Source organism: Maribellus luteus (genome assembly GCF_003576475.1).
Lineage (GTDB): Bacteria > Bacteroidota > Bacteroidia > Bacteroidales > Prolixibacteraceae > Draconibacterium > Draconibacterium luteum.
This window is the reverse complement of sequence record NZ_QWGR01000001.1, coordinates 88633-112220: the sequence shown is the minus strand read 5'-3', so window position 1 is coordinate 112220 and position 23588 is coordinate 88633. Positions and strand designations below refer to the sequence as shown.

Sequence of the window (23588 nt, the reverse complement as noted above, 5' to 3'; positions counted from 1 at the left end):
AAAGAGTAAAATTTTCGTTTTGGATACCAACGTAATTTTACACGATTACACCTGTATTTACCAGTTCCAGGATAACGACGTTATCCTTCCGATCACCGTATTAGAGGAGCTGGACAAATTTAAGCGCGGCAATGATCTCATCAACTTTCAGGCACGTGAATTCACCCGCCTGTTAGACGAAATCGTAGGAGATGAACTATTTAACGGCGGCAAGTCGCTGGGACAGGGAAAAGGTAAGCTGAGAATTGAAACCGGAAAACCCTTTTCGGATGAATTAAAAGCGTCTTTTAAAGAAGACATCCCGGACCACCGTATTCTTGCCATCGCCGATTACATTTCGAAATCGTACCCTAAACGTAAATCGGTTCTCATTACAAAGGACATCAACCTGCGGATGAAAGCCAAATCGCTGGGCATCCAGGCCGAAGATTACAAAACTGACCAGGTGACCGACGAGCACATTCTGGACAAAACCGTTACTACCTTTGATAATTTCGACGATTCACTGATCGACAGATTGTACAACCAGGGAAGTTTCGCCAAAGACGATGTTAAGAAAGATTTTAACCCCGAAGCCAATGAATGCTTTATTTTCCGTGGAAGCTCCTCCAGCGCACTGGCACGTTACGACAACAAATCGGAACGGATTTACCGGGTGGAAAAGAATTCGGCTTACGGAATCAAACCACGAAACGCCGAGCAAACGTTCAGCTTAAACATGCTGATGGATCCGGAAATCAGGCTGATGGCACTAACCGGGAAAGCCGGAACAGGAAAAACCCTGCTGGCGCTGGCAGCTGCCATTGAGCAACACCGCCAGTACGAACAAATTTTGCTGGCCCGCCCGATTGTGGCGCTCAGCAACCGCGACATTGGTTATCTGCCCGGCGACGCATCTGAAAAGATCAGTCCGTACATGCAACCGCTGTTTGATAACCTGGCCGTGATCAAGCATACTTTTAACCCGCGCAGCAACGAATACCAGCTGATCGAGGAAATGGTGAAGGAAGAAAAGCTGAACATTACTCCGCTGGCCTACATTCGCGGACGTAGTTTGTCGAATGCCTTTTTTATCATCGATGAAGCCCAAAACCTGACTCCGCATGAGATAAAAACCATTATCACCCGTGCAGGCGAAGGAACCAAAATGGTGTTTACAGGCGACCTTCAGCAGATCGACTCGCCTTATCTTGACATGAAATCAAACGGTTTGGCCTACATGACCGACCGTATGCGCAACCAGGAACTGTTTGCCCACATCAACCTGTTGAAAGGCGAACGCAGCTACCTGGCCGAACTCGCGGCAACGCTGCTTTAAAAAATATCCCCGGAGACTTCCGTGTCTCCGGGCTTTTATCTTCCAAAACACTGAACAGCACTCAACTTGCAAATCCATTCTTTTTTCTACCTTTGCAGCCTGTTTAGAAAGATTCAAAATTAGAGATGGACTACAAAGGGAAGAAAGCTGCTTTTTATACATTGGGTTGTAAACTGAATTTCTCGGAAACTTCCACCATTGCGGCCTCTTTTAAAGAGGTTGGTTTCGATCGTGTGGAATTTGAGGAAGAAGCCGATGTTTATGTGATCAATACCTGCTCGGTTACGAACCAGGGCGACAAGGAAAGCCGGAACATTATCCGGCGCGCGGTACGCAAAAATCCAAACGCGATGGTGATTGTGGTGGGTTGTTACTCGCAGCTGAAACCAGAAGAAGTAGGCCACATTGAAGGCGTTGACCTGGTGCTTGGTACGCAGGAGAAATTTCATATTCCGGCTTACCTGGGTGATTTGCAAAAAAAGGACACCACACAGGTACAAACCACGCGTTTGGCCAACATCAAAAGTTACCACCGTGCTTTTTCTTGGGGCGACCGTACGCGTAGTTTCCTGAAAGTTCAGGACGGGTGTGATTATTATTGTTCTTTCTGTACCATTCCTTTTGCACGCGGACGGAGCCGCAACGACACCATCGAGAATACGGTTGCCGAAGCACAAAAAGCGGTTGACAAAGGCTTTAAAGAAATCATTTTAACGGGCGTAAACATTGGCGATTTTGGCAAAACCACGGGCGAAAATTTCCGCGATTTACTGAAAGCGCTGGAAAAAGTGGAAGGATTAAACCGCTTGCGCCTGGGATCAATTGAACCTAATTTGCTGAAAGACGAGATCATCGAACTGGTGGCTGAATCAAAAGTGATTATGCCGCATTTTCACCTTCCGTTGCAGTCGGGTTCCGACGAGATTCTTTCGCTGATGAAGCGCAAGTATTCTACTGAACTTTACCGCAGAAGAGTGGAAAGAATCCGCGAAATTGTGCCGCACGCATTTATTGGTGTGGATGTAATTGCCGGGACCAACGGAGAAACAGAATCGTATTTCCAGGAGTCATACGACTTCCTGAACAGCCTCGAAATATCGCAACTTCATGCTTTTACCTATTCGGAACGAAGTGGAACGCAGGCTTTAAAAATTCCGTGGAAAGTAGAAGTGGAAGACCGGAAACGACGCACACAGATGTACATCAATCTATCGGAGAAAAAACTACGGGCTTTTTACGAACAACACCTGGGAGCCGAGCAAACCGTTCTTTTTGAAGACAAGAAAAGCCAGGACAGCATGAATGGTTTTACCGAGAATTATATCAAGGTTGAAATTCCTTATAACGAAGACCTGGTGAACCAGCTGCATCCGGTAAAATTAAAGTCAATTTTGCCAAACGGACACGTTGCCGTGGACCTCATGGCTTAAAAAAAACTTACTTTTACTCCAAACTTCGCAGCTATGAATTACAAACAACTTTGTTTTCAGGTGCAGGACATTGCCCGTGAAGTGGGAGATTTTATCCGCACGGAACAGAAAAAACTATCCGCTGAAAACATCGAAATCAAAAGTGTCGCCAGTCTGGTTACTTATGTCGACAAAACCGCTGAACAACGCATTGTTTCAGCGTTAAAAGCCTTAATTCCGGATTCAGGTTTTGTAGCCGAAGAAGGAACCGCTGAATCGCACAACGAGAAATACACCTGGTTTGTAGACCCGCTCGACGGTACCACCAATTATCTTTTTGGGATTGCACCGCATTCGGTAAGCATTGCTTTGGCCGAAGACGGCAAAATAGTACTGGGCGTGGTGTACGAAATTGGCGCCAACGAAATGTTTTACGCCTGGAAAGACAGTCCGGCGTATTGCAACGACAAAGAAATTAAAGCTGCCAGCCGTTCAAAAATGGAAGAAACGCTGATCGGAACCGGTTTTCCGTATTACGATTTCGACCGCGTGGACGACTACATCAGCGCCATGAAATACCTGATGAGAAATACACTGGGCCTGCGCAGGTTTGGATCGGCAGCAGTGGATCTTTGCTATGTGGCTTCGGGGCGTTTCGATGCCTTTTACGAACATGCCCTGCACGCCTGGGATGTGGCTGCCGGTGCGTTCATCCTTCAGCAGGCCGGAGGCAAGGTCACCGACTTTAATGGCGGCGACAACTGGCTTTTCGGAGGGCAACTCGTTTCCGCAAGCGGCAGTTTCTTCGACACTTTCTACTCAATTATTCACGCATATCTGGGAGATAAGCAGTAAAAAAATAGTATTTTGGGAATAAAATACAATTGCCATGGCTGAAAAAGAAATTGCACTGTTACGGGAACAACTCACCAGTCTCGACGAACCAAAATTCGACCTCGAAGCCTGGAAAAATCACACCTTAATTTTTCTGGAAAGGATTTTTGGGAAAGACAATAGCAAACTAAAGCTGATCCGTGATTTGCGTTACGATTATTCGAGCTGGAACCTGCGCGACACGGCCGCCAGCGGAAAAACAAAAGACAAAGATCCGGTGAAAATGCAGGCCCGTGAAATTCTGGAAGCCACCATTATGGAACTGGAAAAACTGGGCTTGCCCGGTGAAAGTTCAGAACATCAAAAAGTGTGGGAACTTCTGGAGGATGAACTGACCGGAAAGCAGGTAAAAGAGATCGAAACTCTGCTAAAATCAGAAACTTCGGATAAGGCAGAAAAGATTGGCGAAATTCTGGAAAAACTGGAAAAGGAAAATCTCGCAGCCATCATCGCAAAACTTCTTCTGAACTAATTTACATGACGAGTAAGCCAGAAATTGCCATTGTAATTTTAAACTGGAACGGGGTTAAACTGTTCCCCGACTTTCTTCCGTCGCTAATCGAACATTCGAAGGGAGACAATATTGAATTGATTGTTGCCGACAATGGTTCCACCGATAACTCGCTGGCTTATCTGGAAAAGAATTTTCCGTCGGTCACCCTGCTCGACCTGAAAACCAACTATGGTTTTGCGAAAGGTTACAATGTGGCGCTGGAACAAATCGATGCCGACTATTTCGTACTGGTAAACTCGGATGTAAAAGTGAGCGAAAACTGGATTCAGCCTTGTATTCAGCACTTTGAATCGGATAAAAAAGTAGCGGCCGTTCAGCCCAAGATACTGAGTTACAACCAACCCGAATATTTTGAATATGCAGGAGCTGCCGGTGGCTTCATCGATCAGTTTGGCTATCCGTTTTGCAGGGGACGCATTCTCAATAAAGTGGAAAAAGACGAAGGGCAGTATCAAACTCCCGGCGAAATTTTCTGGGCAAGTGGCGCCTGTATGTTTGTCAGAGCCGAAGCCTTCCGATCGGCAGGCGGTTTGGATCCGCTCTTTTGGGCGCACATGGAAGAAATCGATCTTTGCTGGAGGCTCAAAAACCGGGGAATGAAAATCGTTTACGAGCCTCAAAGCGTCATTTATCATTTAGGTGGCGGTTCTTTGTCGTACGGCGATCCGCGCAAAGTCTACCTTAATTTCAGGAACAACCTGTACATGCTGTACAAGAATCTTCCCGAAAATAAATTTAAACGTATTCTTTTTATCCGAATGGTACTCGACGGTGTTGCTGCCGCCAAGTTCCTGCTGGGCCTCGAAGGAAAAGCATTCCTGGCAGTAGCCAAGGCACACGCTACGTTTTATAAAAACCTGGGAGAACTTCGGAAGAGCAGAACCGAAATCCGGCAACATTCCCACCCAAGCGATCATCCTGAAATTTTCAGGGAAAGCATCATGTGGAAATTTTTTATTCAGAAAAAACAGACTTTTTCAAGTCTGAATTTTAAGCAGAAATAAGCATGCAGAAACTTACATTTACAGAACCCATTTACACCTATCATATCGATTTCGTGGGACACGTCAACAACATTATTTATGTGCAGTGGCTCGAAAATGCGCGGGTAAAACTAATTGAAGCAATGGACCTCAGTATTTCCGCTCTCTCTCAAACCGACAATATTCTACCCATTATCACCGAAACGCTGATTCAGTATAAAAAGCCATTTTTCTTAGGCGATACGGTTCAGGTGGAAGTCTGGGTTTCGGAAATGTTCAATGTTTCGGCCAACTTCAAATTCCGCTTTCTGAACGGAAAAAATGAACTCTGCTGTACCGCCCAGCAAAAAGTACTTTTTATCGACAGTGACACCCAAAAACCTTCCAGAAAAATTGTAAAGTTTCGCGAGAATTTTGAAAAATTTCTCATTTCTGACCCCGAATAAATACATTGAAAAATTGAAGGTTATAACTCAATACTAATTTTCCTTCTTACCCCCTACTACGTCTAAAAACGTAGTTCTGAATACGTATATCAGCGGTTTTAAAACTGTGGGTATTTGCCAAGCTTTGCACAAACAAGGCAGTTTTATGTATTCAGATTTAAACCAAAGATTAAAAGCGGATGTACGGCTGGAAGAAGGACTGCAGGCCTGCATGAACTGCGGAATTTGCACCGCCATTTGTCCGGCAGCCGAGTTTTACGAATACGACCCGAGATCCATTGCCATCACCGTCCAATCGGGAAACCACGAAAAAATTGCAGCGCTGCTCGAAAGCGATACGATCTGGTATTGTGGCCAGTGTATGTCGTGCAAAACACGCTGTCCCCGAAACAACTGCCCCGGACTCATCATCAATGTGCTACGCAAACTCTCCCAGGAAACCGGCGCTTTTATTAAAAGCCGGATGGGCCGCCAGCAATATTTAATTGTCAAAAGTATTGGTGCAAACATCCTTCAGTTTGGCTACTGTGTCCATCCAACCTCCCTCGTTCCGGCTACCCATCCGGAACAGGGACCGGTTTGGCGCTGGGTATACGAAAATATGCACGAAGTGTATGCCGCGGTGGGCGCTAATCTCGACGGTGACGGCCCCGGTGCCATGCGAAAAATAAGTCCAACAGATCTGAAAGAACTTCACCAGATATTTAAGGTAAGCGGAGGTTTAAAACTCTATCAAACCATCGGGCACTTCAGTCAATTAAAAGCAATTGAACTGGGTTTGACAGATGAAAACGGCGATGCTGATATGGAAAAATACACGCAGTATTTACTGAATGAATGAGCCAGACATGGAAACAAAAACAAAAATACGCTGGAGCGAATACAACAAGGAAATTGCCAATGATAAGTTCTTTTATTTGCGAAGTTGCATCCGGCAAAATTTTAATCCGGGAGCCGAGAAAGTATTCCTGTCCATCCTTCAGAACAAACTGGGGAAAGAGGTTTACGACGATCCTCATCACACCACTTGCTCGGGAATCGGCTATCATTCCGACATTGTGCCTTTCGAAACCTTTCAAACCATGGTGGCCCGGCAGTTTTCCTTAATGACCGAACGTGGGTACAAAAACTGTGCGGTGTCGTGTATTACTTCGTTTGGCGGCTACAACGAGGTACTTTCCACCTGGAAAGAATTTCCGGAAGAGCTTGAAAAAACACGCGAAAACCTGTTAAAAGCAACCGGAAGAACGTTTGAAATACCGGAGAATCTTTCTCACGCTTGCGACATTATTTACAAATTCAGAAAGGAAATTGCGGCTCAGGCCCCTTACCGTTTGATTAACAAGGAAACCGGAGAACCGCTGAAAATAGTCGATCACATCGGATGTCACTATGCCAAAATCTTTCCGGAAAAAGGTGTGGGTGGCTCTGAATATTCACGCGTACTCACCGGGATGATTGAAGCCTGGGGCGGAGAAGCAGTCGATTATCCCGAACGCCGGCACTGCTGCGGTTTTGGATTCCGACATTACCTCATAAAAAACAACCGCAGCTATTCCATTTCCGCGTCGCGCAAAAAATTTGAAAGCATGCAGCCGTACCAGCCCGATATGATTCTGACCAATTGCCCCGGGTGCAACATGTTTCTCGACCGCTGGCAATATGCACTGGCACAAATCGAAGGAAAAGTTTACGGAGGCAAAAACGGCATCCCGGTACTTTCGCACGAAGAACTTGCCGCACTGGTGCTGGGTTACGATCCGTGGAAAGACATTGGCTTGCAAATGCACCAGATGGATGTGGAGCCACTTCTGGACAAAATAGGAGTTGAATACGATCCGAAACTGAAGTTTACAGGAGTTAAGGGCCAGTACATTAACGAACCTGAATTTACCGGTTGTTTAGCAAGAACAGATTGAATGGATTGATGTGATTGTATTTAAACCAGACGAAAAATTTAAAAACGAAGAGGGTGAACAACAAACATGTAGCCGTTATTGGCGGAGGAATTGCCGGAATGGAGGCCGCTTCGGTGCTGGCCCGGCAGGGGCTGAAAGTGACACTGATAGAAAAACAGGCAAACACAGGCGGCAAACTAAACGATTGGGATCATCTTTTCCCCGATTTTTCATCGCCTGAAGTGCTGGTAAATTCGCTGGCAACCAAAACAAAAGACAGCGGCGTAAACACGGTTTACAATACCGAAATCAGCCGGATTGAACGAGCCGGCAAACGCTTTGAGTTACGGGCCAACCAGGATGCCCGGTTTTATGCCGACGCTGTATTGGTAGCTTCAGGCTTTAACGTTTTCGATGCCACCATTAAAGAAGAATACGGTTACGGGCTGTTTGGCAATGTAATTACATCGGTTGATTTCGAGAAACGAATGAAAAAACACGGCCAGCTGCACACCATTCAGGGAACAGATCCCAAACGGGTTGCCATCATTCATTGTGTGGGCTCCCGCGATGCAAAAGTTGGCAATACTTACTGCTCGAAGGTCTGTTGCATTACCGGGATAAAGCAGGCCATCGAAATCAGCGAGATGCTGCCCGACTGCGAAGTATTTTGCTTTTACATGGACCTGCGTTTGTACGGATCGAAGTTCGACAGCCTGTACCTCCAAGCTCAGAAACGGCACAAAATCCAGTTTATCCGGGGCCGTTTATCGGAAGCTGCCGAGCGCGCCGACAAAAGCATTCAGATCAAAGCCGAAGATACGCTTCAGGGCCGCCCGTTGCGAATGACTGTCGATATGGTAATCCTTTTGGTGGGCATGGAACCGGGTGCATCCACTTCGCAGCTGATTCAGAAAAACCAAATGACCGTGGATGAAAACGGTTTTCTGAAATCGGCCAACGTGCACTGCGCCCGCAACCAAAGTACGCAGGAAGGCATTTTTATGGCGGGCACTGCTATTTGTCCGATGGCTGTGAACGAAACAATCGAAAATGCGCGGTCGGCTACTACCGAAATCATTCACTTTTTTGAAAACCGGAGGCCATGAACGACCTGAGCTTTTTAAAACCTGCTTCCCGCCAGATCGACTTCGATAATTTCGACGACCGCCTGCTGCTTTATGTGCTGCAATACGAGCCATCGTTTTTTACCTGTATTTCGTGTGGTGGCTGTACAGCAACTTGCAGCGCCGGGAACCTGACCAATTTCAATGTTCGCAAAATAGGGCTGTGGCTGCGCCGCGGCGAAACAGAAAAACTCTCTGAGGAGATCCAGAAATGTATGTTTTGCGGGAAATGCACACTGGTCTGCCCGCGCGACATCAATATCCGGAACGTGATCCTGCTGATCAAAAAACGCATTGCCATGCTGAAAAACGAAAACTCTCCCGCATAATGGAAAAGCTCATCATTCTTCCTTTTAGCATTGGCTTTATCTACCTCCTTGGAATTCTGGGATTTCGTTTTGTGAAATGGATAAGCGGTTTGTCGAGACTTGATAAACTCCGGTTGATACACTCTTTAAAAACCCGTCGTTTTTTTGATTCACTCCAAGAAGTTTTCATGGAAGGACTTCTGCATCGCAAAATTTTCCTGAAAAACCCGGTGCTGGGCTACATGCACATGAGCCTGGCTTTTGGCTGGTTTTTGCTGATTGTTGTCGGTCACTTCGAAGTGATGGTTTCCCGACAGTCGCTGATTGCGCCCATTTACCTGCCGGTGTTTTTTCGCTATTTCGAAACCGGTCATTCCTTCCCGTTAGCCGGTATTTTTTCATTTCTGATGGACCTGTTGCTGCTGTTTGTTCTTTCCGGAGTAGCACTCGCAATGCTGAAAAGATTCAAGAAGCAGTTGTTCGGAATGAAAAAAACCACCCGGCTAAAAACCGGCGACCGGATTGCCTTACTCTCACTGTGGATGATTTTCCCTTTGCGGCTTTTAGCCGAAGGAATGTCGGCAGGCTTGTACGGAAATGGTAGTTTTCTGACTTCCACTCTTGGTCACATTTTTGGCAACCTAAACTCAGAAACGGCCAACCTTTCACTTTGGACCGCCTATTCCTGCTCGCTGGGATTCTTCTTTGCCGCTTTGCCCAATTCGCGCTACATGCACATTCCCACGGAGATACTGCTGATTTTTGTTCGGAATGCGGGCGTCAAGCTAAAAAAGCGAAACAATACCTATACCAACATCCAGGTGTTTTCATGCTCTCGCTGCGGGCTGTGTCTTGATAATTGCCAGTTATCGGCCGCCGGAATCAACAACACACAATCGGTGTATATCCTGAAAAACATCCGCAACCACAACCTTTCCGACGAACAGCTTTTTAACTGTCTGCTTTGTGGAAAATGCGAGGTTGATTGCCCGGTTGGAATCAACACCATCGACCTGCGAATTACCCAGCGCATTGAATCAACACGGCAATACAATTCCTCCTACGAATATTTGGAAGATGGCCCTGCCCCCAAAGCCGACACGGTTTACTTTGCGGGATGTATGACTCATCTCACCCCCGGAATTATTGCTTCGATGAAAAAGCTTTTCCAACTGGCCGGTGAAAATGTGTGGTTTATGGACGAGGAAAAAGCACCTTGTTGCGGCCGCCCTTTGATGCTGGCCGGACAATACGAGGCGGCCTCCAAACTGATTGCCAACAATACCCGGAAAATAATAGGCTCAGGTGCTAAAAGACTGGTCGTCTCCTGCCCCATTTGCTACAAAGTTTTCAAGGAAGACTATGAACTGGCGAATGTGGAGGTGGTGTTTCATGCCGAATACATTTTAAACCTCATTCGTCAGCAAATTATTACACTGAAAAAAGGTGCTGACCGCATTATCTATCATGATCCCTGCGAGCTGGGACGCGGAATGGGAATGTTTGAACCACCACGCGAAGTGCTGCGGGCCACCGGGAAGGTCATTTCCATCAAAAATGAAAAACAAATGGCCCATTGCTGTGGCGGCAGTTTGGGAAATCTGAAAATATCTCAACCGGAACGCTCGCTGCTCCGCAACCAGGCCGTAGAAGATTATCTGCAATACCGTCCCGATGTGTTGGCAACAGCCTGCCCCATGTGCAAAAAAACATTTTCACGCCACCCGGGTCTAAAAGTGCAGGATATTTCTGAAACAGTGGTGCAGGCCTTACAAAGCAAGGTTCAGCCAAAAGCGGTAATAAAAAAGGCAAAATCAAACGTACTGGAAGCAGAATTAATATAAAATTTCGAGCCTCATTTTCAGCCAGTAAGAACTAAACCGGACATCAAACCTTCAACAAAAGACATTCAGGTCGTATTCCCCCGCAAGAAGTTAGACAAAATCAAAAAAAGCTTTATAACTTTGTCGCGACATTTACGCAATGGGGTGTCCCGATTACCCGGGACTGAGATTATACTCAAAGAACCTGATCCGGTTAGTACCGGCGGAGGGAGAGCGAAAGGGAAAATTTCCTGCCTCATTGGTTAGTTTTTAACCAATTAATCACAAAATGAAAAAGTTTAGTTTTTTACTGCTGTTACAGGTATTGGCAGTTGTGTCGTTTGCTCAGGTAAAACTGAGTGGTGTTGTATTGGGCGATGGTGAACCGCTGGCCGGTGCCAGCATAGTTATCGACAATACGTTCTATGGTGTTTCAACGGATGGAAGCGGTAGTTTTGAAATGAAAAACCTGAAAACCGGCGACTACACCCTCAAAGTTTCTTTTATTGGTTTTGAGACAAAAGAAGTGGAAGTTAGTCTTCAAACCAACAAGAAAATTGAAGTGAACCTGGCGCCGGGAAGTGTTTTAACCGACGAAGTACTGATTTCGGCAACCCGTGCAGGGGTCAAGACACCGGTAGCTTACAGCAATGTATCAAAAGAGCAGCTGGAAAGCCAAAACCTCGGGCAGGACATTCCCTATTTGCTGCAACTCACACCATCGTTTGTGGCAACTTCTGATGCGGGCGCCGGAGTGGGTTACACCAATTTCCGTATCCGCGGAACCGATTTAAACCGCATCAACGTTACCATTGACGGAATCCCGATTTCAGAATCGGAATCACACGGAACATGGTTTGTTGATATTCCTGATTTGGCCTCATCGCTTGAAAACGTACAAGTTCAGCGCGGTGTAGGAACTTCGGCAAACGGAGCCGCTGCTTTTGGAGGCTCTATCGACCTGCAAACCAACACCCTCAACAAGAAACCTTCTGCGGAATACCGGACTTCAGTTGGTTCTTTCAATACTTTTAAAAACACTGTTTCGGCAGGAACCGGTTTGCTTGATGGTAAGTTTACGTTTGATGTTCGCCTCAGTAAAGTAAAATCAGACGGCTTTATTGACCGGGCTTCTTCCGACCTGAAATCATTCTTTGTTTCGGGTGGTTATTACACAAAAAAGTCGGTGCTGAAAATCAATGTTTTCTCGGGTCTCGAAGAAACTTACCAGTCGTGGTGGGGCGTTCCGTCGGTGCGTTTAAATAACGACATGGCAGGAATGCAAGAATACGAAGACAACTGGCTTTTTACACACGAGGAAACTCAGCACATGATTAACTCGGATAGCCGCACCTACAATTATTACACGTACGATAACCAGATAGACCACTATCAGCAGGATTATTATCACCTGCATTTTTCGCACCAGTTTAACGAATTCCTGCACCTGAACACAGGACTTCATTACCGCCGAGGACGTGGCTACTACGAGAACTACAAGGCTGATCAGGATTTAAAGGAAAAGTACAACATCCAGTATCCGGTTGTTGGAAACGATACAATTAAATCGTCGGATTTGGTAAACCGGAAATGGCTCGACAATGATTTTTACGGAGGTGTTTTCGCTTTAAACCACAAAAAAGACCGGGTTGACTTTACTTTAGGCGGCGGTTGGAATACATACGATGGCGACCACTTCGGAAATGTAATCTGGGCACAGTATTTAGGCAACGTTGCCCCCAATTATGAGTGGTACCGAGGAAACGGCTTGAAAAAGGATTTCAATATTTATGCAAAATTCAGCTATCAACTGGCGAAAAAATTAAATGTTTACACCGATCTGCAATACCGCAATATCAACTATAAAATTACGGGAATTCATGACGATTTGAGAGACATTAGCCAGGAGCATGACTACAACTTTTTTAATCCGAAACTGGGAATATTCTACCAACCCAGCGACAATCAGAAACTGTATGCATCGTTTGCTGTAGCCAATCGCGAACCCAACCGCGACAACTTTGTGGATGCTGACCCGAACGGAAAACAACCAGTACACGAAACGCTGCACGACTGGGAAATCGGGTACAACTATCAGTCGTCGAACTTTACAGCCGGAGCCAACTTGTATTACATGAATTACAAAGACCAATTGGTTTTAACCGGCGAAATAAACGATGTAGGTGGCGTGATTATGCTAAACGTTGACAAAAGCTACCGCGCCGGGCTGGAATTACAGGCAGGCTGGAAAATCTTGCGTTCCCTGCAATGGAACGCCAATGCAACCTTCAGCAAAAACAAAATAAAAGATTTTTCAGAATTTGTTGACGACTGGGATACCGGCGAACAACAAGCATTTGACCTTGGAACTACAGACCTGGCCTTTTCACCCAACTTTACCGGTAACAGCCAGATATTGTTTACACCGGCAGAGAACCTGTCGTTTAGCCTGCTCTCGAATTATGTTGGCAAACAATACATCGATAACACTTCGAACAACGACAGAGTGTTGGATGCCTATTTTGTAAACAACCTGAAAATTGATTACCGTTTAACAACAGGCTTTTTCGACGAAATTGTTTTGCACTGCATGGTGAACAACCTGTTCAACGAAAAATATGAATCGAATGCCTGGGTTTACTCCTATTTTCTTGGTGGCGAACGCTATAAACAAGATGGCTATTTTCCGCAGGCCGGAACACATTTTATGTTTGGCGTAGACTTTAAATTCTAGCAATTTATTTGTGATACTTTGTGTCTTCTTTGTGATACTTTGCGTTTCTATTTTACCGCAGAGTTCACAGAGAAGCCACAGAGCTTTGCATCCGGGTCATTCCAGAATCACTTTCCCTTCAATCTCCACCAACAAATTATCGCGGCAAATGTCGGCAATGATGTAAACCACCGGCAGGTTTCCAAAATGCTTTTTAAATGTTCTCCGAATGGCATGAAAATCCTTCCGGTTCTTTACATACACCCGTGCATGTCCGTATTTGGGTTCCAGCTTTTCATCGGCTAGTTTCTGAAGAACTTCACCGGAATACAAACGCTGTATATTTTGAATGGTAACTTCGGTTTGAAGCACAGGATCGCCAACACCTACCGTATTTTCGCCTGTAATGGAAGCGGTTCCTGAAATAAAAATCTGTTTTTTACCACTGTAACTGAAGTACCGCGCCCGCTCAAACTTGGGGGTGGTTTTTGCGAGACACTCCTCGCCCACCAGTACTTTTTCGCTGTACGAATGTGCCGAAATCTGTTCCGGGTTATCAACCGGAGATGTTATTACCCCGTCCCCTTTAACAGCCACAAATTCAATGATCACACCTCCCCTGTTCATGCCAATTCCGGTAGCTGCCGGGTATCCGTTGTTTTCGAAAACCGAACCGTAATACTGTGAGCGCACATCGTTAAAAGCCTGGTAACGTTGCTCTTTTTCGTCGAAGCCCAAAATGTTTTCAAGGTAATTCCACTGCCTGACAATGTTCTCAAGACTAAAACCGGCTTTTTCAAGAACATCGCTCAGCGTTTCAAACGCGTTTTCAGAATTGCCCCGGCAGGAAATATTCTGATTGGAACGAACGTTCCCCACCACTATCCGGGCATTTTGATTCCGAAAAATGGCCGTTCCGTTTTCTCCTTCCGAAACCGACTGCATGTGCCACACTGCCGGATCGTAATAAAAAGCTTCAACAATGATTTTGCAGGTAAGCGGGGGTTGCGCAATAAACGACAGCAGAATGTTTTCGGGAAATAACCCGGCAACACGCTTTTTCACCTGGCCGCGAAGTGCGGCATAAGCCTCATCCGATTCGGTATCAACAAAAAAGTTGAGCTTAAAAATGCGCTTCCCCGAATTGATTTTCAGCAACTTCATGCAACAGCTCTCCACTTGCTCCTCAAGTGTAGAACACGCACGTTCCGGTTTTATATAAATTCTGTCTCCGTCTAAAAAATACATTCCCAATCCCTGTCAATCACAAAATGCAGAAAAGAAACCAAGTTCCTTTGCCAGCATTTCAGTTAAACGAAGCACAAATATGGCTGTTTTTTTCGCGAAAAAAAATGAGGCTGTTTCCTAATAATCACCATCGGCCACACCGCCTTTCAGCACTGTTTCGGTTGATCCTATTCCCAGACGGTCAGCTCCTTGTTCCAAAAATGCAACAGCATCTTCCCAACTGCGGATTCCACCCGAGGCTTTTACTTTCATTTTAGCGCCGACGGTTTTTACCATCACATCAATGTATTCGGTTTTTGCACCACCCGGACCAAACCCCGTGGAAGTTTTTACGTAATCGGCGCCGGCCTCGTACGATAATTCACAGGCTTTGGCAATTTGTTCCGGAGAAAGAAAACCACTTTCCTGGATCACTTTTACCAAAATCCCATGCTGATGCGCCACTTCTACCACGGCTTTCATATCCTGTAAAACATATTCGTATTCACCCGACAGAAAACGCCCGATGTTCATTACCATGTCAATTTCATCCACGCCGTCTTCAATGGCTTGTTTCGCCTGAAAAGCTTTTACCGGCGTAGCATCGGCTCCGTGCGGAAAACTCAACACACACGACACTTTTACATCGCTACCTTTCAGCAGCTCCTTTGCGGCTTTTATATCACACGGCTTTACACACATACTGAAAACGCCGTATTTCGCACACATTTTCGCATTGGCTTCCAAATCGGCCAACGTTTGATCGGGCTTTAACACCGCATGATCGATGGTTTTTGCAACCTGTTCTATTGTATATTGCATATATATTCTTGTTACGCTGATTTTATATTAACGACAGTAATACCGAGCGTCTTTTAAAGTTTTTCTATTTTACCAATGTCCTGAAGATTAACAAAAATGGAAACCAGGTAAAGCCTTTCTCCATCCAATTTATAAAACAGTGTGGTTTGTTTGCTCAAAACGGCTTTACGAAGTTTTGGATTGTATGTTGAAACCGGGAACATTTCCGGAAACTGCAAAATAAGTTCAAGCTGTTTAGAAAGCCGTTTCTTAAATTGTTGGGTTTCCCGTTCTGTCCATTTTTCCTCCAGATAACTCAGTATCTTTTCCAGGTTATCGACAGCTTCCTTCGTCCAGATAAGTTTATAAACCATATTTCCGCTGGATTTCCTCGTGTGAAAAAACTCTACCTTCCTTCACATCCCGGATACCCCGCTCAATACTCTCTTTTTGCTCCACTGAAAGATCTTTCCACCAATCGTCATTCTTATCTCTCGAATCCTTAACAATCTTCAAATATGCGATTGTTTCCTCGTCATTGAGTTTTGCAAGCCATTCGATCAATTCAAGTTTAACCGCGTCGTATCCCATTTTTTATTTCAAAGTTACAAATTTTCGAAAACCGGTTCTGCTAAACTTCCGTTATCGCTTTTACAATTTCTATTGCCTCGTCCAGATCGCTCTCTCGCACAAACAAATCGATGGCCGAAGACACGCCTCCTACAAAACCAGCATTAATTCCCTGTCCGAATCCATCTTTAATGAGGCAAAAAATATCTTTTGATTCCAACTCCTGTTTTATATGACTGATGATCACATCACTACTTGTGTACAATTTTACAATTTTATCTTCCATAGTGCCTTCGTTTTTTAGATTACTCTTCCATTTCTTTCAGAATCTGCTCCACCTGCTCGTTGGTCTGCGTTAGCTTGTCTTTGCAGGTTTTTAGCAGGCTTGAAACACGCTTTACTTTTTCGGCCAGTTCATCCACATCCAGTTCTTCGTTCTCAATTTTCTCGAGAATCTCTTCGATCTCTGCCATCGCTTCGTTGTACGATATTTTTTTACTTACCATTATCTGATTGATTTGTGATTTTACTTTTTACATTGCCATCGGCAAAGCGGGTTTCCAGTTCTTCTCCTACCTTCAATCCTTTGGCTGATTTGATGATTTTCCCTTCTTTCAAAGTTAGTGTAAATCCTCTTTTCAGTACATTTTCGGGAGTTAATAAACGAACGGTATTTTCATTCAAACGCATTCGCTCTATCTCTTTCGAAAGTCGTTTTCTGGCTTCTGTTCCCACTTTGCGTTGCACCCGGTCGAGCAAGGCCTGTTGTTTCAGCAGCGACTCTCCGGCTACTCTTCTTAAAATGCGATGTTTGCGGTTGAGCTTGTTTCGGGCCTCCACCGACCAAACCGACAGTACCTTATTGAGCTGATGTTTTTGCCCGATCAGCTCCCGCTGTTTTCCAAAAGAAAAGGAACTTACTCCTTGTTGCAAACGGGTTCCTGTCCGGCTTAGGCTGCTTTGTTTATCCCTGATAAATTCAGAAACCGTATCGCTCAGGTTTTCAGCCAGGTCTTCCAGCTTTTCTTTTTGAAATTGCAAGGTTTCACGGCTTAACTGAACAATGGAATTTTCCAATTCCAGCAAACGTTCGTAAAAACGTTCCACCCCGTTTACGAGAAACTCAGCCACTGCCGTTGGTGTTTTTAGCCGGGTATGTGCCACCAGGTCGATGATCGTATCGTCTTTTTCGTGGCCGATCCCGGTGATTACCGGCAAAGGAAACTGCGTAATATTTATGGCCAGGTCGTAATTATCAAAGCTACTTAAATCGGCTGTGGCACCTCCCCCGCGAATAATCACAACGGCATCAAAAAAATCATCGTATTGAAAAATCCGCTCCAAAGCGCGAATGATCGAAGGAACTGCTTCTGCTCCCTGCATGTAAGCCTCGAACAAATGCGTATAAAAACGGAAACCATACTCGTTGCTTTCGAGCTGATTCATAAAATCCTGGTAACCGGCGGCTGTGGCCGAAGAAATTACCGCAATTTTCTGAGGAACCAATGGTAATTCCAGTTCCTTGTTCATCTCAAAAACACCTTCCTGCTGCAAACGCTCAATGATTTGTTTTCGCTGCAAGGCCATATCGCCAACCGTGTAGGTAGGATCAATATCGCGGATGTTCAGGCTCAAACCGTAGGCAGGATGGTATTCCACCGCTGCCTGAACCAGGATTTTTATTCCGTGGGTAAAAAGCTGGCCGGTAGTGGTTTCAAAATAAGGCTTTAACATGCGGTAGGTGTACGACCAAATGGTGGCCCGAGAACGTGCCGTAATGGTGTTTCCTTCTTTTTCAACCAATTCCAGGTAACAATGCCCGCTGCGGTTTTCCTTTAGCTCACTTACCTCGGCGACTACCCAAACCGTTCCGGGAAATGCACTCAACAAGGCATCCTTGATACGTTCATTTAGTTCTGTTAACGTAAGCTTCTGGTTCATCTATTTTATTTTGTTGACTTTCACCGTTGCAGTTTCGGTCGCTGTTCTGATCCTTAAAATGTACAAGCCGTTTTCAATAGCGGCCCAGTTGTTTACTTCGATTCTTTGCGCCCCCGGATACACCCATTGTTTTTTCAAGCGGCCGTCGATGGTATATAAATCAAGCTGAACTTCGCTTGACGAGAACATTCCATTCTGCTCCAACACCAGGTAATCTGCTACCGGATTTGGGAACACCTTCCAACGGTTATTTGTTTTGGAAACATTTATCGACAAGGGATCCAGAATGGCCGAAGCGGTACGCATATTCGGGATACCATAACCAACCAACGAATCGGGCGAGAAGTATTTACTTCCGGATTTTTCCAGCGCATCTTTGATCTCGGTGGCAGACTTGCCAGGGTACCGCTGCCACAAACATGCAGCAATTCCCGCCAAAATGGGAGATGAAAACGAGGTTCCGTTACTTTGTCCAATCGCTCCGCCTGAAAGCTGTACAATGGACCGGTAGCCCAAAGCCGCCAGGTTGGGTTTTATGGCACCATCAGCTGCCGGCCCTGCGGAAGAGAAATAAGCAGGATACAGGTTTTTATCAACCGCTCCCACACCGATCACCCCTGTACCATCCGATGGTGCAACGATACGAAACCAACTGTTGTCCCGTTCATTTCCCGCACTGGCGAACACAAGCATCCCTCTCGAAGCTGCAACATTGGCCGCTTTTGTAACGCGGGTTGTTTTGCCGTCCATGTCGGCATAAATATGATTGGTCTGCTGATCGTCAAACGTGCTGTACCCTAACGAAGAGTTGATAATATCGGCTCCCACGCTATCGGCAAATTCAGCTGCCGCCACCCAGTTATCTTCTTCCAGAATGTATTCGCTGTTATTATCTTCGGAACGCAACAACCAATAAGATGCCTCGGGTGCAGTTCCAATCAATTTGCCCGGATAGTTTCCGCCCATACACGATAACACACTCATCCCATGGTAGTTTGTACTATAAAAATCGCTTTGCGGATCAACAAAATCCCTGGTTCCCAAAACCTGGTTATTGGCCCAGAGGCTGTCAAAAGCCGGCAGTTCGTTCGCCTTCAAAAAACCGGCATCAAGCACGGCAATTTGAATACCGTCTCCCTTGTAGCCCATGTTATGAAGAAACTGACCTTCCATCATTCCCACCTGGTAAACCGATGCGCCGTAAACCGATGTATCGATTGGTTCGGCTTCCGAAACCATCTCTTCAGCAAACTTACGTGTAGCACTTTTCGTGGTTTGTCCGGGTTTTGTTTTTTGAACCTCTGAAATAAAACTCCAGGGCAACAACAAGGTGTCCAGTTGGTCCATTTCGGTTTTTACCGTCATTCCGTTTAACCATTTCGATGAATGGACATAAACTACATCAAGCGTAAGAACCGAGTCAATATAAGTCTTATTTACGGGCAGATCCAGGGAGTCGATTGGGATATTTTGTTGAATGCGGCGTTGAATGGCCCTTTCCGACAGGTAAGCTCCCGGCGAAGAAAAAGAATACTCTGTGCCGTTTTTATCCGTAAAAGCAATCCAGTAAAAATTTTGCCCGAACGCCTGTGTACAAATTGTCAGCGAAAAAATCAGGAGTATAATGTATCGAGTCATTTAGCGTATTTCAAATTGTACCGCCAATTTAATGAAAATATGAACAGGGTTTACCTGAACATTTTATTCTGCATCATATACTCCGAGGGATCTTGCATGAATTTCTCCGGATCCAGCAAATGGCCTTTGTTCTTTTCCAGTTCTTTCATTTGCAGGCTATCGATACTGTCGCGAACCTGCGGATTCAGTATTTGACCTTCGTTATAAAAGAGTGAATACAGGTATTTTCCGTCTTCATCGTAATATTTCCACTCATCGTGGCGAAGGTTGTTTCTGTAGGCGCCCACCACTTCCTGTTGTCCGTTTTCAAAATAGACCAGGAACAGGCCGTTGCGCATATTGTTTTGCATTTTACATTGCATGTAAGGTTCGCCTGTTTTAAAAAAGACCTGGTAATCACCTTCCTGCACATCATTTTTCCAGTGACTTTCTTCCATTACTTCACCCGTATCGTAGTAACGATGCGAAACACCGTCCTTTACTCCGTTCAGGTATTCCTCATCGGCCACTTTTTGGTTTTCTTTAAAAACCGACCAAACCCCGGTCTTTTTTTCATTAAGAAAGTCGCCTTCTGCCAGCTTCTTGCGCCAAACGTCAAACAGCTGTGTATGTGCAGTGTCGCCCCGGTATTCGATTAAAGCCTTTACTTGTCCTCCCGGATGATAGCGTTTCCACTCTCCCACGGGTTTGCCGTCTTTAAAAGCCCCTTCGTAAACAGGCCTGCCATTGGGCTGCGTTTTCTTCCACAAACCTTGCCGCAATCCGTTGGCATCGGTTTGGTTGATTTGCGAAAACGACAAAAACGGCAAAAAAATAAAGAGGACGAGTAGTTTGTACATAGCTTTTTTATTAAAACGCAAAATTAGAGAAATATTTTATGTATTGAGACAGTACGTGTTTCTCTCTGAAAACACAAATACTGACCTCCAAACGTGTGAATCCTTGTTAAGATTTTAATATATTTTCAAAGTGCTCTTTCATTTTAACAAAAATTACAAGCAAATCATTCACTAAAATGATATTTTAGCATACTTAACTAAAATCATTTAAGAAATGACAATATCAAACCGAAGATCGTTTTTAAAAACGACCACCGCTGCCGGGGCCGGATTGTTTGCAGCGCCTTACATTGCCAAGGCTGGCCTGTCAAAAAAAAGTAAAAACGGGGAAGTAAACATTGCCTTTATCGGAGTTGGCGGACGCGGGCGTGGCCATCTGAAACGGGCGGCTAGTACCGAAGGTGTGAAAGTAACTGCTTTCTGCGATATCGATCCGGAAGCTGTGGAAAAAACCCAGAAGATATTGAGTGACCTCGGGAAACCGGAAGCTGCCGTATATTCCGACGGTGAACATGCCTATCTCGAAATGCTGAAACGCGAAGACATCGACGGTGTTATCATTTCTACGCCATGGTTGTGGCACACCCGCATGGCTGTGGCCACCATGAAAGCCGGTAAATATGCAGCCGTAGAAGTTTCTGCTGCCAACACCATTGAAGAATGCTGGGACCTGGTAAACACTTCGGAAGAAACAGGGATGCCCTGCATGATCCTGGAAAATGTAAATTACCGCCGCGATGCGATGGCGGTAATGAACATGGTAAAACAGGGGGTTTTCGGAGAAGTAGTACATGCACGTTGTGGTTACCGCCATAGTTTGCTTGATGTAAAATTTAACCAGGACCTGAAATTTGGCGAAGGTGCCCACGGAGAAGCCCGCTGGAGAACGCAACATTCGCTCACGCGTAATGCCGATGTATATCCGACGCACGGATTGGGACCAATAGCCGCCATGTTAGACATTAACCGCGGAAACCGCTTCCTGTACCTAACTTCTACAGCAACCAAAGCAGTAGGACTGAAAGATTATATCGAGGAAAAGGGCGGAAAAGATCATCCGAATGCCCAACTTCCTTGGAAGCAAGGTGATATTATTACGTCGGTTATAAAAACGACCAACGGAGAAACCATTATTGTAACGCATGATTGCAATCTGCCGCGTCCTTATTCATTGAACTTCCATGTGGCAGGAACCGACGGAGTTACCGACTTCGATTACGGCCATCGCCGCATTCATATTGAAGGACAAAGCAAGGCGCATAGCTGGGATGAATTTCAGGCATGGCAGGATAAATACGACCACCCGCTTTGGAAAAAATACGGCGAAATTGCAAACGGAGCAGGACACGGCGGAATCGACTATTTTGTAACCCGTGAGTTTATCAATGCAGTTAAAGAACAACGCCAACCGGTTATGGATGTTTACGATGCAGCTGCCTGGAGTGCGGTAACACCGCTTTCTGAAGCCTCCATTGCAACGGGAAGTACCCCTCAGTATTTTCCTGATTTTACCCGTGGACAATGGATTAAGCGTAAACCGGTAGAATTCGTTTAATAAAATTATACAGCTTATATTGAAAGCCGTCCGGGAGATAACCAGACGGCTTCTTTTTTTAGAGAAAAGTCTCTCCATCATACAAAACACAGGGTATATAAACATTCCGACTAGCCCAATAAGCTTTCATACGATAGAAATACCTAAAAAATATGTCGTTTTTCTCATCAATCCGGGCAAACGATTGTTATAATGGGTTAGCTATAAATTTAATTTCAGCAAATGTTTGAGGCTTTAAAAAATATTGACCGCAAAGGATACAAAGCCAAATTCGGAGGACGGGAGATATTTAAGTTCATTGGTCCCGGATTGCTGGTAACCGTTGGTTTTATCGATCCGGGCAACTGGGCTTCCAACCTCGCTGCAGGAGCAAATTTTGGCTACTCCCTGTTGTGGATGGTGACACTTTCGACCCTGATGCTGATCGTACTGCAACACAACGTTGCCCACTTAGGAATCGCCACCGGGCTTTGTCTTTCAGAAGCAGCAGCCATACACGTAAAAAAACGACATGCCCGCTGGCTTTTGTCATCGGCCATGCTGGCATCCATCTCCACATCGCTCGCCGAAATACTGGGAGGCGCTATTGCCGTTAACCTGCTGTTTGACATTCCAGTAAGAGCCGGAGCCCTGCTGGTTACTATTTTCGTACTGATCATGCTTTTTACCAACTCGTACCGGGTGATCGAAAAATGGATCATTGCCTTTGTTTCGGTAATTGGCCTGTCGTTTTTATACGAACTGTCGCTGGTAAACATCGACTGGAATGCAGCAGTGAAAGGGTGGGTAACGCCTGCTTTTCCATCCGGTTCGATGGTGATTATTATGAGTGTACTGGGCGCTGTGGTAATGCCTCATAACCTGTTTTTGCATTCCGAGATTATTCAAAGCCGGCAGTGGAACCTTCAGGACGATAAAATCATCAAAAAGCAACTGAGGTACGAATACCTCGACACACTTATTTCCATGGTAATCGGATGGGCCATTAACAGCGCCATGATCATTTTGGCAGCGGCCACCTTTTTTAAAACAGGAACTCCGGTTACCGAACTCGAACAGGCCAATTCGTTACTGACTCCTTTGCTGGGCAATCATGCTGCGGTTGTTTTTGCGGTTGCCCTGTTGTTTTCGGGGCTTTCCTCCACCATCACTTCGGGCATGGCTGCCGGAACCATTTTTGCCGGCATGTACAAAGAACCTTATGATATTCAGGACAACCACTCCCGGCTGGGAGTTTCCATCTCACTTATCGTTGCGTTGCTAATTATTTTTCTCATTTCCAATCCGTTTAACGGACTGATCATTTCACAAATGTGTTTGAGCATTCAGCTGCCGTTTACCATCTTCCTGCAGGTATACCTTACTTCTTCCGAGAAAGTTATGGGAAAGTACAGGAACTCCACGTTCTCAAAAATTCTGCTTTACTCCATAGGCGTAATTGTGGCTGCACTGAACGTAGCGTTGTTTATCAGCCTGTTTCAATAACCCTCCTTCGGCAATAACCTTGCTACTGCCGCTCGTATCGAACTTCTGTCTAAATGTTGGGGACAAATAGCTGCTACAACAAAAAAAACAACAAGTTCC

At 45.4% G+C, this 23588-nt stretch carries 23 protein-coding genes and 1 riboswitch; of the genes, 14 read left to right on the top strand and 9 right to left on the bottom strand.

All coding sequences use genetic code 11. The features are described from left to right. The first annotated feature begins 19 nt into the window (after positions 1–19). From D1614_RS00480 to D1614_RS00425, 12 genes are all read left to right on the top strand, one after another. A complete protein-coding gene (locus D1614_RS00480) occupies positions 20–1318 on the top strand; it encodes a PhoH family protein (protein WP_241558060.1) in 1299 nt (432 codons plus the stop codon). A 125-nt stretch (positions 1319–1443) separates the two neighbouring features. Then, positions 1444–2748, top strand: coding sequence for a tRNA (N(6)-L-threonylcarbamoyladenosine(37)-C(2))-methylthiotransferase MtaB (gene mtaB / locus D1614_RS00475; RefSeq protein ID WP_119435921.1), 1305 nt, complete (start codon positions 1444–1446; stop codon positions 2746–2748). 33 nt (positions 2749–2781) lie between these two features. Continuing rightward, positions 2782–3582, top strand: a complete 801-nt coding sequence (locus D1614_RS00470; protein WP_119435920.1) for an inositol monophosphatase family protein — start codon at positions 2782–2784, stop codon at positions 3580–3582. A 34-nt stretch (positions 3583–3616) separates the two neighbouring features. After that, positions 3617–4093 (top strand): hypothetical protein, encoded by a 477-nt coding sequence (locus tag D1614_RS00465; RefSeq protein WP_119435919.1) that lies wholly within the window; start codon positions 3617–3619, stop codon positions 4091–4093. Between the two features lie 5 nt (positions 4094–4098). Continuing rightward, positions 4099–5139 (top strand): glycosyltransferase family 2 protein, encoded by a 1041-nt coding sequence (locus D1614_RS00460; RefSeq protein WP_119435918.1) that lies wholly within the window; start codon positions 4099–4101, stop codon positions 5137–5139. Positions 5140–5141: 2 nt separating this feature from the next. Further along, positions 5142–5564 (top strand): acyl-CoA thioesterase, encoded by a 423-nt coding sequence (locus D1614_RS00455; RefSeq protein ID WP_119435917.1) that lies wholly within the window; start codon positions 5142–5144, stop codon positions 5562–5564. 145 nt (positions 5565–5709) lie between these two features. Continuing rightward, positions 5710–6405, top strand: a complete 696-nt coding sequence (locus tag D1614_RS00450) for a 4Fe-4S dicluster domain-containing protein (protein WP_119435916.1) — start codon at positions 5710–5712, stop codon at positions 6403–6405. Between the two features lie 7 nt (positions 6406–6412). Then, positions 6413–7483 (top strand): heterodisulfide reductase-related iron-sulfur binding cluster, encoded by a 1071-nt coding sequence (locus D1614_RS00445; RefSeq protein ID WP_119436334.1) that lies wholly within the window; start codon positions 6413–6415, stop codon positions 7481–7483. Between the two features lie 53 nt (positions 7484–7536). Then, positions 7537–8571: an FAD-dependent oxidoreductase gene (locus tag D1614_RS00440; protein WP_162304359.1), complete on the top strand. Its 1035-nt coding sequence runs from the start codon at positions 7537–7539 to the stop codon at positions 8569–8571. Beyond that, entirely contained in the window at positions 8568–8918 is a 351-nt protein-coding gene (locus D1614_RS00435) for a 4Fe-4S dicluster domain-containing protein (RefSeq protein WP_119435914.1), read from the top strand. Before D1614_RS00440 ends, D1614_RS00435 begins: the two co-directional genes overlap by 4 nt. After that, positions 8918–10741: a (Fe-S)-binding protein gene (locus D1614_RS00430; RefSeq protein ID WP_162304358.1), complete on the top strand. Its 1824-nt coding sequence runs from the start codon at positions 8918–8920 to the stop codon at positions 10739–10741. The genes D1614_RS00435 and D1614_RS00430 overlap by 1 nt, the downstream gene beginning before the upstream one ends. 130 nt (positions 10742–10871) lie before the next feature. Next, positions 10872–10969: riboswitch (TPP riboswitch) on the top strand. 40 nt (positions 10970–11009) lie between these two features. Then, positions 11010–13454: a TonB-dependent receptor gene (locus tag D1614_RS00425; protein ID WP_119435912.1), complete on the top strand. Its 2445-nt coding sequence runs from the start codon at positions 11010–11012 to the stop codon at positions 13452–13454. 96 nt (positions 13455–13550) lie between these two features. On the opposite strand, the gene D1614_RS00420 is transcribed toward D1614_RS00425, so the two are convergent. The 9 genes from D1614_RS00420 to D1614_RS00380 all read right to left on the bottom strand — a co-directional run bounded on the left by D1614_RS00420 (position 13551) and on the right by D1614_RS00380 (position 20449). Next, complete coding sequence (locus tag D1614_RS00420) at positions 13551–14597, bottom strand: chorismate transformation FkbO/Hyg5 family protein (protein WP_147383946.1); 1047 nt, start codon at positions 14595–14597, stop codon at positions 13551–13553. Positions 14598–14798: 201 nt separating this feature from the next. Then, positions 14799–15482 carry a deoxyribose-phosphate aldolase gene (deoC, locus tag D1614_RS00415; protein WP_119435910.1) on the bottom strand — a complete coding sequence of 228 codons (684 nt, stop codon included), beginning with the start codon at positions 15480–15482 and terminating at the stop codon, positions 14799–14801. Between the two features lie 53 nt (positions 15483–15535). Then, a complete protein-coding gene (locus D1614_RS00410) occupies positions 15536–15835 on the bottom strand; it encodes a type II toxin-antitoxin system RelE/ParE family toxin (protein ID WP_119435909.1) in 300 nt (99 codons plus the stop codon). Continuing rightward, complete coding sequence (locus tag D1614_RS00405) at positions 15825–16052, bottom strand: hypothetical protein (RefSeq protein ID WP_119435908.1); 228 nt, start codon at positions 16050–16052, stop codon at positions 15825–15827. The genes D1614_RS00410 and D1614_RS00405 overlap by 11 nt, the downstream gene beginning before the upstream one ends. Positions 16053–16092: 40 nt before the next feature. Continuing rightward, positions 16093–16317, bottom strand: coding sequence for a putative signal transducing protein (locus D1614_RS00400; protein ID WP_119435907.1), 225 nt, complete (start codon positions 16315–16317; stop codon positions 16093–16095). Between the two features lie 19 nt (positions 16318–16336). After that, positions 16337–16537: an exodeoxyribonuclease VII small subunit gene (gene xseB / locus D1614_RS00395; protein WP_119435906.1), complete on the bottom strand. Its 201-nt coding sequence runs from the start codon at positions 16535–16537 to the stop codon at positions 16337–16339. After that, complete coding sequence (gene xseA / locus D1614_RS00390; RefSeq protein WP_119435905.1) at positions 16527–17972, bottom strand: exodeoxyribonuclease VII large subunit; 1446 nt, start codon at positions 17970–17972, stop codon at positions 16527–16529. The genes xseB and xseA overlap by 11 nt, the downstream gene beginning before the upstream one ends. Next, positions 17973–19610: a S8 family serine peptidase gene (locus tag D1614_RS00385; protein ID WP_119435904.1), complete on the bottom strand. Its 1638-nt coding sequence runs from the start codon at positions 19608–19610 to the stop codon at positions 17973–17975. Positions 19611–19660: 50 nt separating this feature from the next. After that, positions 19661–20449 (bottom strand): toxin-antitoxin system YwqK family antitoxin, encoded by a 789-nt coding sequence (locus D1614_RS00380; RefSeq protein ID WP_119435903.1) that lies wholly within the window; start codon positions 20447–20449, stop codon positions 19661–19663. Between the two features lie 214 nt (positions 20450–20663). On the opposite strand from D1614_RS00380, the gene D1614_RS00375 reads away from it, so the two are divergent. Together D1614_RS00375 and D1614_RS00370 are read left to right on the top strand one after the other, a co-directional pair. After that, a complete protein-coding gene (locus tag D1614_RS00375) occupies positions 20664–22004 on the top strand; it encodes a Gfo/Idh/MocA family protein (RefSeq protein ID WP_119435902.1) in 1341 nt (446 codons plus the stop codon). Positions 22005–22226: 222 nt separating this feature from the next. Then, a complete protein-coding gene (locus D1614_RS00370; RefSeq protein WP_119435901.1) occupies positions 22227–23489 on the top strand; it encodes an Nramp family divalent metal transporter in 1263 nt (420 codons plus the stop codon). The last annotated feature ends 99 nt before the right edge of the window (positions 23490–23588 follow it).